This is a genomic window from Pseudomonas sp. QLc11A, assembly GCF_052112305.1.
Classification (GTDB): Bacteria; Pseudomonadota; Gammaproteobacteria; order Pseudomonadales; family Pseudomonadaceae; genus Aquipseudomonas; species Aquipseudomonas laurylsulfatiphila.
Genome location: NZ_JAVAJJ010000028.1, coordinates 41,421 through 56,173, shown reverse-complemented (window position 1 = coordinate 56,173; position 14,753 = coordinate 41,421). Strand labels below are relative to the sequence as shown.

Annotated in this window: 13 protein-coding genes and 1 pseudogene; all 14 read left to right on the top strand. The window is 62.9% G+C overall.

The window, feature by feature from the left end:
* Window positions 1–259 precede the first annotated feature (259 nt).
* Entirely contained in the window at window positions 260–1,963 is a 1,704-nt protein-coding gene (locus Q8X48_RS28790) for an AMP-binding protein (RefSeq protein ID WP_407802044.1), read from the top strand.
* Between the two features lie 107 nt (window positions 1,964–2,070).
* A complete protein-coding gene (locus tag Q8X48_RS28785) occupies window positions 2,071–3,579 on the top strand; it encodes a CoA-acylating methylmalonate-semialdehyde dehydrogenase (protein WP_407802043.1) in 1,509 nt (502 codons plus the stop codon).
* 89 nt (window positions 3,580–3,668) lie between these two features.
* On the top strand, window positions 3,669–4,559 hold the full coding sequence (gene mmsB, locus Q8X48_RS28780) for a 3-hydroxyisobutyrate dehydrogenase (RefSeq protein ID WP_015094772.1): 891 nt from the start codon (window positions 3,669–3,671) through the stop codon (window positions 4,557–4,559).
* A gap of 2 nt (window positions 4,560–4,561) precedes the next feature.
* Window positions 4,562–5,650, top strand: a complete 1,089-nt coding sequence (locus tag Q8X48_RS28775; RefSeq protein ID WP_015094771.1) for an enoyl-CoA hydratase/isomerase family protein — start codon at window positions 4,562–4,564, stop codon at window positions 5,648–5,650.
* Between the two features lie 18 nt (window positions 5,651–5,668).
* Window positions 5,669–6,820, top strand: coding sequence for an acyl-CoA dehydrogenase family protein (locus tag Q8X48_RS28770; RefSeq protein WP_407802041.1), 1,152 nt, complete (start codon window positions 5,669–5,671; stop codon window positions 6,818–6,820).
* 66 nt (window positions 6,821–6,886) lie between these two features.
* Window positions 6,887–7,657, top strand: a pseudogene (locus Q8X48_RS28765) (cache domain-containing protein); the annotation flags it as partial.
* A gap of 123 nt (window positions 7,658–7,780) precedes the next feature.
* Window positions 7,781–8,515 (top strand): methyl-accepting chemotaxis protein, encoded by a 735-nt coding sequence (locus tag Q8X48_RS28760; protein ID WP_442085990.1) that lies wholly within the window; start codon window positions 7,781–7,783, stop codon window positions 8,513–8,515.
* On the top strand, window positions 8,512–9,195 hold the full coding sequence (locus Q8X48_RS28755) for a TetR/AcrR family transcriptional regulator (protein WP_407802039.1): 684 nt from the start codon (window positions 8,512–8,514) through the stop codon (window positions 9,193–9,195). The genes Q8X48_RS28760 and Q8X48_RS28755 overlap by 4 nt, the downstream gene beginning before the upstream one ends.
* Window positions 9,196–9,537: 342 nt before the next feature.
* Window positions 9,538–10,314, top strand: coding sequence for an ABC transporter substrate-binding protein (locus Q8X48_RS28750; protein WP_407802038.1), 777 nt, complete (start codon window positions 9,538–9,540; stop codon window positions 10,312–10,314).
* Window positions 10,315–10,411: 97 nt separating this feature from the next.
* The gene (locus Q8X48_RS28745; protein ID WP_407802037.1) at window positions 10,412–11,101 is read left to right on the top strand and encodes an ABC transporter permease; all 690 of its coding nucleotides are present in this window, start codon (window positions 10,412–10,414) and stop codon (window positions 11,099–11,101) included.
* A gap of 12 nt (window positions 11,102–11,113) precedes the next feature.
* Window positions 11,114–11,812, top strand: coding sequence for an ABC transporter permease (locus Q8X48_RS28740; RefSeq protein ID WP_126045508.1), 699 nt, complete (start codon window positions 11,114–11,116; stop codon window positions 11,810–11,812).
* Window positions 11,813–11,821: 9 nt separating this feature from the next.
* Window positions 11,822–12,934: a succinylglutamate desuccinylase/aspartoacylase family protein gene (locus Q8X48_RS28735; protein WP_407802036.1), complete on the top strand. Its 1,113-nt coding sequence runs from the start codon at window positions 11,822–11,824 to the stop codon at window positions 12,932–12,934.
* A gap of 18 nt (window positions 12,935–12,952) precedes the next feature.
* Entirely contained in the window at window positions 12,953–13,717 is a 765-nt protein-coding gene (locus Q8X48_RS28730; RefSeq protein WP_407802035.1) for an ABC transporter ATP-binding protein, read from the top strand.
* Window positions 13,718–13,840: 123 nt separating this feature from the next.
* Window positions 13,841–14,749, top strand: a complete 909-nt coding sequence (locus Q8X48_RS28725; RefSeq protein ID WP_095966926.1) for a MurR/RpiR family transcriptional regulator — start codon at window positions 13,841–13,843, stop codon at window positions 14,747–14,749.
* The last annotated feature ends 4 nt before the right edge of the window (window positions 14,750–14,753 follow it).

Below are 14,753 nucleotides of genomic sequence, written 5' to 3'. Positions count from 1 at the left end.
GCTGCCTGCATCGCTTGACGGTGCGGGCAGCGCCCGCCTTGTCGATTCAACGATGCAGCAGACCCATGCTTTTTTGCACAACATACGGGATTTTTTGAGCATTCTTATTTGATTTATGCCTGCCTATACTCGATTCAACCACCTGGCCATGAACCCGGTCAGTCCCAATAAAAATAAATAGGGCACCCACCGTGAAGCTATCTTTGCTTGCCGTCGTCTCCCCACTTTCAAGTACCCGCGCGCGTCTTGGGAGCCTCCAATGAACAACCACTGCCAACCCTTCCTGGCCGCTCGTGATTTCCTGCTCGCCCACCGTACCGACTACGCCACCGCCGTACGTGACTTCCGCTGGCCGCAACTGCACGAATTCAACTGGGCGCTGGATTACTTCGATGCCATGGCCGAAGGCAACCAGGCCAACGCCCTGTGGATCGTCGAAGAGGACGGCAGCGAACAACGCTACAGCTTCCAGCAACTGGCAGCGCGCTCCAACCAGGTGGCCAATCACCTGCGTGCCCTGGGCGTGCGCCGCGGCGAACGCATCCTGCTGATGCTCGGTAACGATGTCGCCCTGTGGGAAACCATGCTGGCCGCCTTCAAACTCGGTGCCGTGGTCATTCCCGCCACCGCCCTGCTGACCCCCGATGACCTCAGCGACCGCATCGAGCGCGGCCATGTTCGCCATCTGGTGGTCGGTAGCGCCCATGTCGACAAGTTCGACGGGCTGGGTGAAGACTGCAGCCGCATCTGCGTCGGCCCGTCCCCCGCCGGCTGGACCCCGCACAGCGCCGCCAGCGAGCATTCCGAGCAGTTCGAATCAGAGGGTCGCACGCTGGCCACCGACCCGATGCTGCTGTACTTCACCTCCGGCACCACCTCCAAGCCGAAGATGGTGTTGCACAGTCACCAGAGTTACCCGGTCGGCCACCTCTCGACCATGTACTGGATTGGCCTGCAGCCGGGCGACCTGCACCTGAACATTTCGTCCCCGGGCTGGGCCAAGCACGCCTGGAGCTGCCTCTTTGCACCGTGGAATGCCGGTGCCTGCATCTTCATCCACAACACTGCACGCTTCAGCGCGCCAGCCCTGCTCGGCGTGCTCGAGCGCTACGGCGTCACCAGCCTGTGCGCGCCGCCTACCGTGTGGCGCATGCTGATCCAGGAAGACCTGGCCAGTTACAAGTCTCGCCTGCGCCTGCGCGAACTGGTGGGCGCCGGTGAGCCGCTCAACCCGGAGATCATCGAGCAGATCCTGCATGCCTGGGGCCTGTTGCTGCGCGACGGCTTCGGCCAGTCGGAAACCACCGCACTGGTCGGCAACACGCCTGGCCAGCGGCTCAAGCCGGGCTCCATGGGCCGTCCGTTGCCGGGCTACCGGGTGACCATGCTCGATCCCGATGGCGTGCCGGGTAACGAAGGCGAAGTGGCCCTGCCGCTGGACGTACGCCCGCTTGGCCTGATGCTGTGCTACGAGGACAGCCCGGAAAAGACCGCCGAAGTGATGCGCGACGGCTACTACCGCACTGGTGACACCGCACAGATCGACGACGAGGGCTACATCACCTTCGTCGGCCGTGCCGATGATGTGTTCAAGGCCTCCGACTACCGCATCAGCCCCTTCGAGCTGGAAAGCGCGCTGATCGAGCACCCGGCGGTGATGGAAGTGGCCGTGGTGCCAAGCCCCGACCCGGTGCGCCTGGCAGTGCCCAAGGCCTATCTGATCCTGGCCCATGACGCACAGGGCAGTCACGAACTGGCCGGCAGCATCCTCGCGTTCGCCCGCGAGCACCTGGCGCCCTACAAGCGGGTACGGCGCATCGAATTTGTCAGCGAGCTGCCCAAGACCATCTCCGGAAAAATCCGCCGGGTGGAACTGCGGCAAATGGAAGTGCAGCGTCGCCAGGGCGACGCACGTGGCCCGCAGGAATACTTCGAAGAAGACTTCCCGCAACTCAAAGGCTGACCCCTGGGGCCGGCATGCCGGCCCCTCTCCCGAATCCAGACCCGACCACTCGGCCAACCACGCCGAGGGGACTCATTCGCCCTAACAAAAGCAGGCAGGACCCGTAAATGACCTCTTCCATCGTTCCCAGCGTCAAGCTTCTCATCAACGGCGAGTTCGTCGAATCGCGCAGCACCCAGTGGCGCGACGTGGTCAACCCGGCCACCCAGGAAATCCTGGCCCGAGTGCCCTTCGCCACCGCCGAGGAAATGAACGCCGCCGTGGCCAGCGCAAAGCAAGCCTTCAAGACCTGGCGCAAGACCCCGATCGGTGCCCGTGCCCGTGTCTTCCTCAAGTACCAGCAGTTGATCCGCGAGAACATCAAGGAACTGGCCGCCCTGCTCACCGCCGAGCAAGGCAAAACCCTGCCGGATGCCGAAGGTGACGTGTTCCGCGGCCTGGAAGTGGTCGAACACGCCGCCAGCATCGGCAATTTGCAGATGGGCGAACTGGCCAACAACGTGGCCAACGGCGTCGACACCTACACCCTGCTGCAGCCGCTGGGCGTGTGCGCCGGCATCACCCCGTTCAACTTCCCGGCGATGATCCCGCTGTGGATGTTCCCGATGGCCATCGCCACCGGCAACACCTTCGTCCTCAAGCCATCCGAGCAGGATCCGCTGGTGACCATGCGCCTGGTGGAACTGGCCCTGGAGGCCGGTGTGCCCAAGGGCGTGCTCAACGTCATCCACGGCGGCGTCGACGCGGTGAACCTGATCTGCGACCACCCGGACATCAAGGCCGTGTCCTTCGTCGGCTCGACCAAAGTCGGCACCCACGTCTACAACCGCGCCACCCAGAACGGCAAGCGCGCGCAGTGCATGATGGGTGCGAAAAACCATGCCATCGTCCTGCCCGATGCCAACAAACAACAGACCCTGAACAACCTGCTGGGTGCTTCCTTTGGCGCTGCCGGCCAGCGCTGCATGGCCCTGCCCGTGGTGATCCTGGTGGGTGAAGCGCAGACCTGGCTGCCGGATCTGATCGAACGAACCAAGACCCTCAAGATCAATGGCGGCACCGAGCCGGGCACCGACATCGGCCCGGTGATTTCCTGCGCCGCCCTGGAGCGTGTCAACGGTCTGATCGCCAGCGGCATCGAAGAAGGCGCCAGGCTCGAACTGGATGGACGCAACCCGAACGTGCCGGGCTACCGGGATGGCAATTTCGTCGGCCCGACCATTTTCTCCGGCGTCACTGCGCAAATGTCGGTGTACCGCGAAGAGATCTTCGGTCCGGTGTTGTGCGTCATGCACGCCGCCAACCTGGACGAGGCGATCGAGATCATCAACGCCAACCCGAACGGCAACGGCACTGCCCTGTTCACCCGTTCCGGCGCTGCCGCGCGGCACTTCCAGGAAGAGATCGACGTTGGCCAGGTCGGCATCAACGTGCCAATCCCGGTACCGGTCCCGCTGTTCTCCTTCTCCGGTTCGCGCGCCTCCAAGCTGGGTGACCTGGGTCCCTACGGCAAGCAAGTGGTGACCTTCTACACCCAGACCAAGACGATCACCCAGCGCTGGTTCGACGAGGACGACACCGGCGGCGCGGTGAACACCACCATCACCCTGAAATGACCTTTGCCGGCCGACGCCTTGCGTCGGCCGACGACAAGCGCGCGCAGGGTTTCCTGCGCCACTGCCCCCACTCGTAAAAGGTAGCCAACATGCATATCGGATTTCTCGGCCTGGGCAACATGGGCGGCCCAATGGCCCGCAACCTGCTCAAGGCCGGCCACAGCCTGACCGTCTTCGATCCCTTCCCCCAGGCGGTCGCCGCCCTGGTGGAGGCCGGCGCCAGCGCCGCCGACTCACCCGCCGCCGTGGCCAAGGCCAGGGTTGAGGTGATCATCACCATGCTGCCGACCGCCGAGCACGTGAAGCAGGTCTATCGCGGCAAAGATGGACTGCTGGCCAATATCGGCCCGGGCGTGCTGTTGATCGACAGTTCGACCATCGACCCGCTGAGCACCCGCGAGGTGGCCAAATACGCCCTTGCCCAAGGCAACCCGATGCTCGACGCGCCGGTATCCGGCGGCACCGGCGGTGCGGCGGCAGGCACCCTGACCTTTATGGTCGGTGGCCCGGACAGCGTGTTCGACCAGGCCTTGCCGATCCTCTCGGCGATGGGCAAGAACATCGTGCACTGCGGCGCAGCAGGCAACGGCCAGGTGGCCAAGATCGCCAACAACATGCTGCTCGGCATCTCCATGGTTGGCGTCGCCGAAGCCATGGCCCTGGGTGTAGCCCTGGGCATGGACGCCAAGGTCCTGGCCGGAGTGATCAATACCTCCACCGGTCGCTGCTGGAGCTCGGAAATCAACAACCCGTTCCCGGGCGTGCTGGAAAACGCTCCAGCCTCGCGTGGTTACAGCGGCGGCTTTGGCAGCGACCTGATGCTCAAGGACCTGGGCCTGGCCACTGAAGCGGCCAGGCACGCGCGCCAACCGGTCGCGCTCGGTGCCGTAGCCCAGCAGCTGTACCAGACCTTCAGCCTGCAAGGTAACGGCGGACTGGACTTCTCCGCCATCATCAACCTGTTCCGCCGGGAAGCCTGAGCATGAGCGAGCAGCAAGCCCCGGTGCTGGCCAGCGTACGCAACCGTGTCGGCCACCTGACACTGAATCGGCCAAGCGCGTTGAACACCCTGGACCTGCCCATGGTGCGTCTGCTCTGCCGGCACCTGTGGGCGTGGGAGCAGGACCCGGAGATCGTCGCCGTGACCCTTCGCGGCGCCGGTGAAAAGGCCTTCTGCGCCGGTGGCGATATCCGCATGCTGTACGACAGCTACAAGGCCGGCGACAACCTGCATGAGCTGTTCCTCGAGGAGGAGTACGCCCTGGACGAGTACCTGCATGGCTACACCAAGCCAGTGCTGGCACTGCTCGATGGTTTTGTCCTCGGTGGCGGCATGGGCCTGGCCCAGGCCGCCTCGTTGCGGGTGATCACCGAGCGCACGCGGATGGGCATGCCGGAAGTCGGCATCGGCTTTTTCCCCGATGTCGGTGGCAGCTATTTCCTGCCGCGCCTGCCAGGTGAACTGGGAACCTATCTGGGCATCACCGGCTGCCAGGTGCGTGCCGCCGATGCCCTCTATGCGAACCTTGCCGACTACTACCTGCCTAGCGAACGGCTGGCCGAGCTGGATGCCTGCCTCGACCACCTGAACTGGACCGCTGCGCCCGTCGAAGACTTGCAGGACCTGCTCGCCGACATGGCCACCGAGCGACTTGCCGGTTCCGAGCTCAAGGCCTGTCGCCAGGCGATCGACGAGTATTTCGCCTTGCCCGATGTCCCGGCCATTCACGCCGCGCTGCAACGCGAACAACGCCCCGAGCTGCAAGACTGGGCCGAGCAGACGGTGAAGCTGCTCGACAGCCGCTCGCCATTGGCGATGGCCACGACGCTCGAGTTGTTGCGCCGTGGTCGTGACCTGAGCCTGGCCGAGTGCTTCGCCCTTGAGTTGCACCTGGACTACCAGTGGTTCGACAAGGGCGACCTGATGGAGGGTGTGCGCGCCCTGATCATCGACAAGGACAAGTGCCCACGCTGGAACCCGCCAACCCTGACAGAACTGGCACCTGCCCGGGTGCAAGCCTTCTTCAACGACTTTGAATGCGCCTCCGGCAAGCCCGTACGCACCGCCTGATCGGCAGGAGACTTTGCAATGCACGATATCGAATTGACCGAAGAACAACGCATGATCCGCGACATGGCGCGCGACTTCGCCCGCAGCGAAGTCGCGCCGCATGCCCAGGCCTGGGAGAAGGCCGGCTGGATCGATGACGCCGTGGTGGCGCAGATGGGCGAGCTGGGCCTGCTGGGCATGGTCGTACCGGACACCTGGGGCGGCAGCTATACCGACTATGTGGCCTACGCCCTGGCCGTGGAAGAGATCTCGGCCGGCGACGGTGCCCTCGGCGCGCTGATGAGCATCCACAATTCGGTGGGCTGCGGCCCGCTGCTGAAATACGGCACCTCCGCGCAACAGGACAGCTGGCTGCCGCTGCTGGTCAGTGGTCAAGCGATCGGCTGCTTCTGCCTGACCGAACCACAGGCCGGCTCCGAAGCGCACAACCTGCGTACCCGTGCAGAACTGCGCGACGGTCAGTGGATTCTCAACGGTGCCAAGCAGTTCGTCAGCAACGGGGAGCGAGCCAGGCTGGCCATTGTCTTCGCCGTCACCGATGCGCAACTGGGCAAGAAAGGGCTGTCGGCCTTCCTGGTCCCCACTGACAACCCCGGATTCGTGGTCGACCGACGCGAACACAAGATGGGCATCAAGGCCTCCGATACCTGCGCGGTGACCTTGAACAACTGCACCATTCCCGAAGCCAACCTGCTGGGTGAGCGCGGCAAGGGCCTGGCCATTGCCCTGTCGAACCTGGAAGGCGGCCGCATCGGCATCGCCGCCCAGGCCCTGGGAATCGCCCGCGCCGCCTTCGAGGCCGCCCTGGGCTATGCCCGCGAACGCGTCCAGTTCGGCAAGCCGATCATCGAACACCAAAGCGTGTCCAACCTGCTCGCCGACATGCACACCCGGCTCAACGCCAGCCGCCTGATGGTCCTGCATGCCGCGCGCCTGAAAAGCGCCGGGCAACCCTGCCTGTCCGAAGCCTCCCAGGCCAAGCTGTTCGCCTCGGAAATGGCCGAACGCGTGTGCTCCAGCGCCATGCAGATCCATGGCGGCTACGGCTACCTGGAGGATTACCCGGTGGAGCGCTACTACCGAGACGCACGCATCACCCAGATCTACGAAGGCTCCAGCGAAGTCCAGCGCCTGCTGATCGCCCGCGAACTGAGCCACTACGCACTCTGACCCCCTCGAGCCGGACGCGACTGCCGCCTCCGGCTTTCACCTGCCTTCCCTCTCGCGGAGTTGCCCATGCCCGGCTTGCGCAATATTTCCATTAGCCGGCGTCTGTGGCTGATTTTGCTGACATCCATCCTGATGCTGCTGATTCTCGCCGGCCTGATGCTCAAGCAGAGCCATGACGACCTTTACACGGCCAAGGCGCTGAAAACCCGCCACGTGGTCGAGACCGCCAGCGGCATCCTGCGCCACTTCCAAAGCCTGGAAGGCCAGGGCCTCAGTCGTGAGCAGGCGCAGCAGCAGGCCATCGCAGTCATGCGCGACTTGCGCTACGACGGCGAGGACTACTTCTGGCTCGAAGACCTCGACACGCAAATGGTCATGCACCCCAATGCCAAGCTTGAGGGCAAGCGCATGGCCGGCACGCTCGATCCGGACGGCAAGGCGCTGTTCGACGAAATGGTCGCCACCGCCAAACGCGATGGCGCCGGCCTGGTGCACTACCGCTGGCCCAAGCCGGGTTCCGACGCACCGGTAGAGAAGGTTTCCTACGTCGAACTGTTCAAGCCCTGGGGCTGGATTGTCGGCTCGGGCATCTACATCGACGACGTGCAGGTCGAATTCCGCCGCCAGCTGCTCCAGGCTTTCGTCATATTGCTGACGATCACCCTGCTGCTCAGTACGCTGATCCTGCTGATTGCCCGCAGCATCGCCTCGCCACTGGCGCGGGTAGTTGATGCAATGGAGAACATCGCCAGCGGCGAAGCCGATCTGACCCGCCATCTGGATAACCGCTGGCGTGATGAACTGACAGACTTGAGCCGCCATTTCAACGTATTCACCAACAAGCTGCGTGGCGTAATTGGCCAGTCCATCCAGTCCGCCGACAGCCTGGACCAGGCTTCGAAGTCACTCGGTGAAATCGCCGCCGATAGCCAGAACCACAGCCAGCAGCAATCGCAGCAGATGGAGCTGGTCGCCGCCGCCATCCATGAGGTTTCCTACGCCGTGCAGGAAGTGGCGAAGAACGCCGAGCACGCGGCCAACGAAGTTCGCCAGGCCGAAGAGCAGGCACGCCGGGGCCAACACAACATCGACAACAGCCTGCTCCAGATCGACCAGTTGTCCGATACCATCGGCCAGGCCGTCGAGGTAATCCAGAGCCTGGCCCGGGAAAGCACCCAGATCGGCAGCGTGCTGGAAGTGATCCGCGCCATCGCCGAGCAGACCAACCTGCTCGCGCTGAACGCCGCCATCGAGGCGGCGCGCGCTGGCGAACAGGGTCGCGGCTTCGCGGTGGTGGCCGACGAAGTGCGCCTGCTGGCACAGCGCACCCAGCAGTCCACCGCGCAAATCCAGGACATGATCGAGCGCCTGCACGGCAACTCGCGAGCCGCGGTGGATGTCATCAATGCCAGCAGCCAGGCCGCCCGACAAACCGTGGAACAGGCCCACCAAACGGCTGAAAGCCTGCACCAGGTACTCGGCGCGCTGCGCAATGTCACTGAACTGAACGCCTCGATCGCCAGCGCCACCCTGGAGCAGTCACACGTGGTCGAAGACATCAACCAGAATGTGACCCGAGCAGCCTCTCTGGCCCACGAAAATGCCCAGGCAGCAGACCGTTCCAACGCGGCGAGCCAGGAACTGGGCCAACTGGCGGGTCAGCTCAATCGGCTGTTGGGGCAGTTTCGCGTATGAGGTGGATGAGCAACATGCAGACTTCCAGATCCCTTTTTGCCATACCTGTCGACGAAGAGCGCAACACGCGCTACCTGGAAACGCGGCACAAGGCGGTCGAGCTGTTCGCCAGGCACGGTTTCAGCCGGGTCAGCATGCGCGACCTGGCCACTTGCCTGGGGATCACGGCCGGCTCCCTCTACAACCACATCGATAACAAAGAGGCACTGCTGTTTGAACTGATTGAGGAGCTCTACGAAGCGTTGCTTGATGGCGCCCGCCTGGTGACCCGACGCAAATCCGCCCCCACTGCACGACTGCACGGCCTGCTTGAGGCGCACCTGCGGCTCCACGAGCGCATGGCCGCGCATTTCCGCCTGGCTGAGTACGACCTCCATTGTTTGAGCTGCGAACAGCAGGCCTCGATCCTGACCCTGCGCGGACGTTACGAGGAGCACCTGGTGGAGGCCATAGAGCAGCTCACCGGTCAACCGGCTGGCGCCACCCTGCGCGCAACCATGAACGGTATCGTTTCCCTGCTCAATCAGCTGCCGGCCTGGGTCGGGAAGCCCCAGGCCGGCATTGGAGCACGCCGCAAGCTGCTGCATGAGATGGTGATGAGTATGCTGCAGGGTGCATTGCGTGCAACTCAGGCCGCAGACCTTGCGCACCAGGAAAAACCGCCGCTCCAGCGCTTATGAAGCATGCAGTGGCCAAGCGAAGCCTTGGCCATCAGCCCTATGACTTTGCAGCGACGGCAGCCCTGTCGATCAGCCTGTGAACCGAACGAGAGCCGCCAAAAAGCGCTCTTTCGTCCCCCGGAAAAATCGTTGTGAAAACCCGCAGAAATGCTCACCAGTGCCTGGACCGAACGGCCACAGGTGCACTTTGTCATACCCGAGACTGATATGTTTATTTTCATATCTATTGCATATGGATTTTTATTGTGTCATTTATAACCTCGCCGATCACAGGACTGATCCACCGCGCCAACCCGGATGGCGGGCACCCGTCCCCCCAATGCCCTCCAGGGAGTCAACAATATGAACAAGACAGAACTTCTAGGTGCTCTGGCGCTATGCGCTTTCAGCTTTCTGGCACATGCCGACGAAGACAGCCTGCGTATCGGTATCGAAGCCGCCTACCCGCCCTTCTCCTTCAAGACACCGGAGGGCAACGTCAGCGGGTTCGATTACGACATCGGCAACGCCTTGTGCGAAGAAATGAAGGTCAAGTGCGAGTGGGTCATTCAGGAGTTCGACGGCATGATCCCGTCGCTCAAAGTGCGCAAGATCGATGCCGTGCTGTCGTCGATGTCCATCACCGAAGACCGCATGAAGTCCGTGGACTTCAGCAAAAAGTACTACCACACGCCGGGCAAGTTCGCGATGAAGGCCGGCAATGTGATCAACGATCCTCTGGTCGACCTCAAGGGCAAGAAACTCGGCGTGCAACGCTCCTCGACCTACGATCGTTTTGCCACCGAGCAACTGGAAAAAGCCGGCGTCGTCGTGGTGCGCTACTCCTCGCAGAATGAAGCCTTCCTCGATCTCGTCTCGGGTCGTCTGGACGCCACCCTAGCCGACATCGTCAACACCTATGAGAGTTTCATCAAGACACCGGCGGGCCAGGGTTTCGCATTGACAGGACCCGATATCAACGACCCGAAATATTTTGGTCGGGGCGCCGGGATCGCCGTGCGCAAAGGCGACAGTGCCAACGTTGCGCGCCTGAGTGCCGCGATTGACGCCATTCGAGCCAATGGCAAGTACCAGCAAGTGATGGCCAGGTACTTCGCGTTCGATATCTACGGCGAGTAAGCCAGCCCCCTGAAACCTGCCCCCGGCGCCGGCCCCTGCAGGCGTCTGCCGGGGCTTGTCCTGCGCGCCTCGCGGCGCTCGCTTGAGGAACTTCATCATGCTCCACGGCTACGGATCGAGCATTCTCGATGGCGCCTGGCTGACCATCAACCTGGCCTTGACCTCCATGTCCCTGGCGATTGCCCTGGGCCTGATCGGTGCAGCCTTTCGCCTCTCGCCGCTCAAATGGCTGGCCCTGCTCGGGGAAAGCTACACCACCCTGATTCGCGGCATTCCAGACCTGGTGCTGATCCTGCTGATCTTCTACGGCGGCCAGGACCTGGTGAACCGCCTCGCCCTGGCGCTCGGTTACACCCGCTATATCGACATCAACCCCTACATCGCCGGCGTCTGCACCATGGGCTTCATTTTTGGCGCCTACCTCTCGGAAACCTTTCGCGGCGCCTTCATGGCGATCCCCAAAGGCCAGGCCGAGGCCGGCGTGGCCTATGGCATGGGCGGTGCGCAGGTGTTCTGGCGAATCCTGGTACCGCAGATGATTCGTTTCGCCATTCCCGGATTCACCAACAACTGGTTGGTACTGACCAAATCCACCGCGCTGATCTCGGTGATCGGCTTGCAGGACATGATGTTCAAAGCCAAGAACGCAGCGGATGCCACACACGAGCCCTTCACGTTTTTCCTCGCGGTGGCGGCGCTGTACCTGATGCTCACCAGCCTGTCCTTGCTGGTGCTGCGCTATCTGGAAAAACAGTATTCGGTCGGCATCAAAGCCGCCGAACTGTGAGGGGAGCCACCCATGATCCTCGACTACAACCTGATCTGGGAAAACCTGCCGCTGTACTTCAATGGCGCTTTGTTGACCCTCAAAGTCCTGCTCATTTCCCTGGCCCTGGGCCTGGTATTGGCGATTCCGCTGGCGCTGATGCGGGTCTCGCGATCGCCGCTGATCAACTTCCCGGCCTGGCTCTATACCTACGTGATTCGCGGCACGCCGATGCTGGTGCAATTGTTCCTGATCTATTACGGCCTGGCGCAGTTCGAAGCGGTGCGCCAAAGCTTGCTCTGGCCGTACCTCTCCAGCGCCACCTTTTGCGCCTGCCTGGCCTTCGCGATCAACACCAGTGCCTATAGCGCAGAGCTGCTGGCCGGCAGTTTGAAATCCACCAACCACGGCGAGATCGAAGCCGCCAGGGCCATGGGCATGTCCCGCCTGACCCTGTACCGGCGCATTCTCATGCCGTCGGCCTTGCGCCGGGCATTGCCGCAGTACAGCAACGAAGTGCTGATGATGCTGCAAACCACCAGCCTGGCCTCCATCGTCACCCTCGTCGACATCACCGGGGCCGCGCGGACTGTCAGCTCACGGTTCTATCTGCCGTTCGAGGCATTTATCACCGCCGGCCTCATCTACCTCGCCCTGACCTTCATTCTGGTGCGTCTGTTCAAGCTGGCCGAGCGCCGCTGGCTGGCGTACCAGGCACCGCGCAAGCACTAAGGAGCTGACATGGAGCACATTCAACACCTGTTGCCGTGGAGTGCCTCGGGCACCGAACGCACGCTGTCGCTGTTCCGCTTTGGCAGTGGAGCACGCAAGGCCTACATCCAGGCGTCATTGCATGCCGACGAGTTGCCGGGGATGCGCGTCGCCGTCGAACTCAAGCGCCGTCTGCTGGAACTGGAAACTCAAGGCCGCCTGACCGGAGTGATCGAGTTGGTGCCCATGGCCAATCCGATCGGTATCGCCCAGATGTTCCAGGCCACCCATCAGGGGCGTTTCGAGTTTTCCAGCGGCAAGAACTTCAATCGCGACTTCCCGGAGTTGGTCGATGCCGTTGCACCGCTGCTGGAAGGCAAATTGACAGACGACGCCGACGCCAACATCGCCCTGATCCGCCGCGCCATGGGCGATGCCCTCGCAGCCCTGCCGGCACCGGCCTCGGAACTCGACGGCCTGCGCCGCCTGTTGCTGCAGCATGCCTGTGACGCCGATGTGGTGCTGGACCTGCACTGCGACTTCGAATCGATCATGTTGCTGTATGCGATGCCGCAACACTGGCCACGCTTGCAGTCACTGGCCGCACGCCTCGGCGCGCAAGTCACGTTGCTGGCCGAAGGTGCCGGCGGCAGCGCCTTCGACGAAGCCTGCGCCATTGCCTGGCTGCGCCTGGCCGAGCGGTTTCCCGAAGCCGATATTCCCCTGGCGTGCGCGGCCACCACCATCGAATTGCGCGGCATGGCAGACACCGGGCGCGAACAATGCGCCGACAGCGCCCAAGCCATTCTTGGCTATCTCGCCGAACAGGGCCTGATCAGCGGTGACTGGCCAGCGGCACCGCCGAGCCGTTGCCAGGCCATGCCATTCGCCGGCGCCCAGTACGCCTGTGCGCCCCATCCCGGTGTAGTGAGCTTTCTGCAACCGCTGGGTGCCCAGGTCAAGGTCGGCGATCCGCTGTTCGAAGTCATCGACCCGCTGACCGACCGCCATAGCGTGGTAAGCGCCAGCACCGACGGCATTCTCTATGCCCGCGAACGCCTGCGTTTTGCCCAGCCTGGATTGTGGCTGGCCAAAGTGGCAGGCATCACCCCCATTCGCCAGGGTCGCTTGCTCAGCGACTGATTCCAGAGAGTTCAAACCATGTACAAACTTGAAGTTCAGGACCTGCATAAAAGCTACGGCGCGCACCAGGTGCTCAAGGGCGTGTCCCTGCAAGCGCAGGCCGGCGACGTGATCAGCATCATCGGCTCCAGCGGCTCCGGCAAAAGTACCTTCCTGCGCTGCATCAACCTGCTGGAGCAACCCAATGCAGGCAACATCGTGCTCAATGGCGAACCGCTCAAGCTGGTGACCAACAAACTTGGCGGGCTGAAAGCGGCCGAACCCAAACAGTTACAGCGCATGCGTTCGCAGCTGTCGATGGTGTTTCAACATTTCAACCTCTGGTCGCACATGAGCGCTCTGGAAAACGTCATGGAAGCCCCGGTGCATGTGCTGGGCCAAAGCAAGAAAGAGGCACGGGAAAAGGCCGAGCACTACCTGAACAAAGTCGGTGTGGCGCACCGCAAGCACGCCTGGCCGGCGCACATGTCCGGTGGCGAGCAGCAGCGCGTGGCGATTGCCCGCGCCCTGGCGATGGAACCGCAAGTGATGCTGTTCGATGAGCCGACGTCGGCCCTCGACCCCGAACTGGTTGGCGAAGTGCTCAAAGTCATGCAGGACCTGGCACAGGAAGGCCGCACCATGGTGGTGGTGACTCACGAAATGGGCTTTGCCCGTGAGGTATCCAACCAACTGGTGTTCCTGCACAAGGGCGTTGTCGAAGAGCGCGGCGACCCGCGTGAGGTGCTGGTCAACCCGCAGTCCGAACGCCTGCGGCAGTTTCTGGCCGGGAGTCTGAAGTAAGACCGCCACCCGTCCACTGCTCGGCGCTGCCCTGACCAGGCAGGCTTGGGATACACTCCGGCCAACCTTGTCAGGGCATCAGGCACAGCCCTTCTCTCACCTTCAGGAAACGTTGAGCCGGATATGCCAACCCCATCGAAAGACACCACCGTCTATGCCGCGCCGGTCATGCGCAAACTGACGGAAATCGTTTCCGAACTGCCACCGTCACTGCGCAAGGTGGCGGACTTCATCCTGCGTCACCCGCTCAAGGCCGCGACGCTGACCATCGAGGAGATGGCTCACGAAACACTGACCTCACCCGCCGCCGTCAACCGCCTGGCCAAAGCGCTGGACCTCGGTGGCTACAGCGGCATGAAGGCCGAGCTGGTCGCAACCTTGCAGCAGATGGTCTCGCCGGTGGACAAACTGCGCAACGAACTGGCCCATCGCCCGGGCGGCGCGTTTGGCCTGCATGAGCAACTGCAGAGCGCCAGCAGCAACCTGGCCACGGCGGTGACCAACAACCACGCCGACACCTTTGAAGCCTTCGTCACTCGCCTGAGCACGGCACGCAAAATCTACATCCTGGGGTTCGGCAACAGTGTTTACTTCGCCGGCCTCGCCGCGTCGACCCTGATGCCCTTCTGTGCCGACGCCACGGCCATCAGCATGGAGGGTGGCAACGAAAATGCCGCCTACCGCCTGGCCGCGATCACCGATCAGGACGTGTTGCTGGCAATCTCCCTGCCCCGCTACTCCCTCGACACCCTGCAACTGGCACGCTTCGCCAATGAACGCGGCGCATCCGTGCTGGCAATCACCGACTCACCCGCCTCGCCGCTCACCGGCATTGCCGAACACACGCTGTTTGCCCCTTGCGACCACCCGGTGCTGACCAGCTCCAACATCGCCGTGCTGGCCCTGATCGAAGGCCTGGTCGCCGGCGTGATGGCGCGCAATAAGGAAGCGGTCAAACTGGCCACCGAACTGACTGAAAGCGTGATGTCGTACCTGCACATTCCCGCCAGTGGTAAACCCGCGAAGAAGTGATTGC

Bases quoted from the DNA above. Each gene is read 5' to 3' on its own strand.
- Q8X48_RS28790 (WP_407802044.1), top strand. From the start codon at position 260: ATGAACAACCACTGCCAACCCTTCCTGGCCGCTCGTGATTTCCTGCTC.
- Q8X48_RS28785 (WP_407802043.1), top strand. From the start codon at position 2,071: ATGACCTCTTCCATCGTTCCCAGCGTCAAGCTTCTCATCAACGGCGAG.
- mmsB (WP_015094772.1), top strand. From the start codon at position 3,669: ATGCATATCGGATTTCTCGGCCTGGGCAACATGGGCGGCCCAATGGCC.
- Q8X48_RS28775 (WP_015094771.1), top strand. From the start codon at position 4,562: ATGAGCGAGCAGCAAGCCCCGGTGCTGGCCAGCGTACGCAACCGTGTC.
- Q8X48_RS28770 (WP_407802041.1), top strand. From the start codon at position 5,669: ATGCACGATATCGAATTGACCGAAGAACAACGCATGATCCGCGACATG.
- Q8X48_RS28760 (WP_442085990.1), top strand. From the start codon at position 7,781: ATGGAGCTGGTCGCCGCCGCCATCCATGAGGTTTCCTACGCCGTGCAG.
- Q8X48_RS28755 (WP_407802039.1), top strand. From the start codon at position 8,512: ATGAGGTGGATGAGCAACATGCAGACTTCCAGATCCCTTTTTGCCATA.
- Q8X48_RS28750 (WP_407802038.1), top strand. From the start codon at position 9,538: ATGAACAAGACAGAACTTCTAGGTGCTCTGGCGCTATGCGCTTTCAGC.
- Q8X48_RS28745 (WP_407802037.1), top strand. From the start codon at position 10,412: ATGCTCCACGGCTACGGATCGAGCATTCTCGATGGCGCCTGGCTGACC.
- Q8X48_RS28740 (WP_126045508.1), top strand. From the start codon at position 11,114: ATGATCCTCGACTACAACCTGATCTGGGAAAACCTGCCGCTGTACTTC.
- Q8X48_RS28735 (WP_407802036.1), top strand. From the start codon at position 11,822: ATGGAGCACATTCAACACCTGTTGCCGTGGAGTGCCTCGGGCACCGAA.
- Q8X48_RS28730 (WP_407802035.1), top strand. From the start codon at position 12,953: ATGTACAAACTTGAAGTTCAGGACCTGCATAAAAGCTACGGCGCGCAC.
- Q8X48_RS28725 (WP_095966926.1), top strand. From the start codon at position 13,841: ATGCCAACCCCATCGAAAGACACCACCGTCTATGCCGCGCCGGTCATG.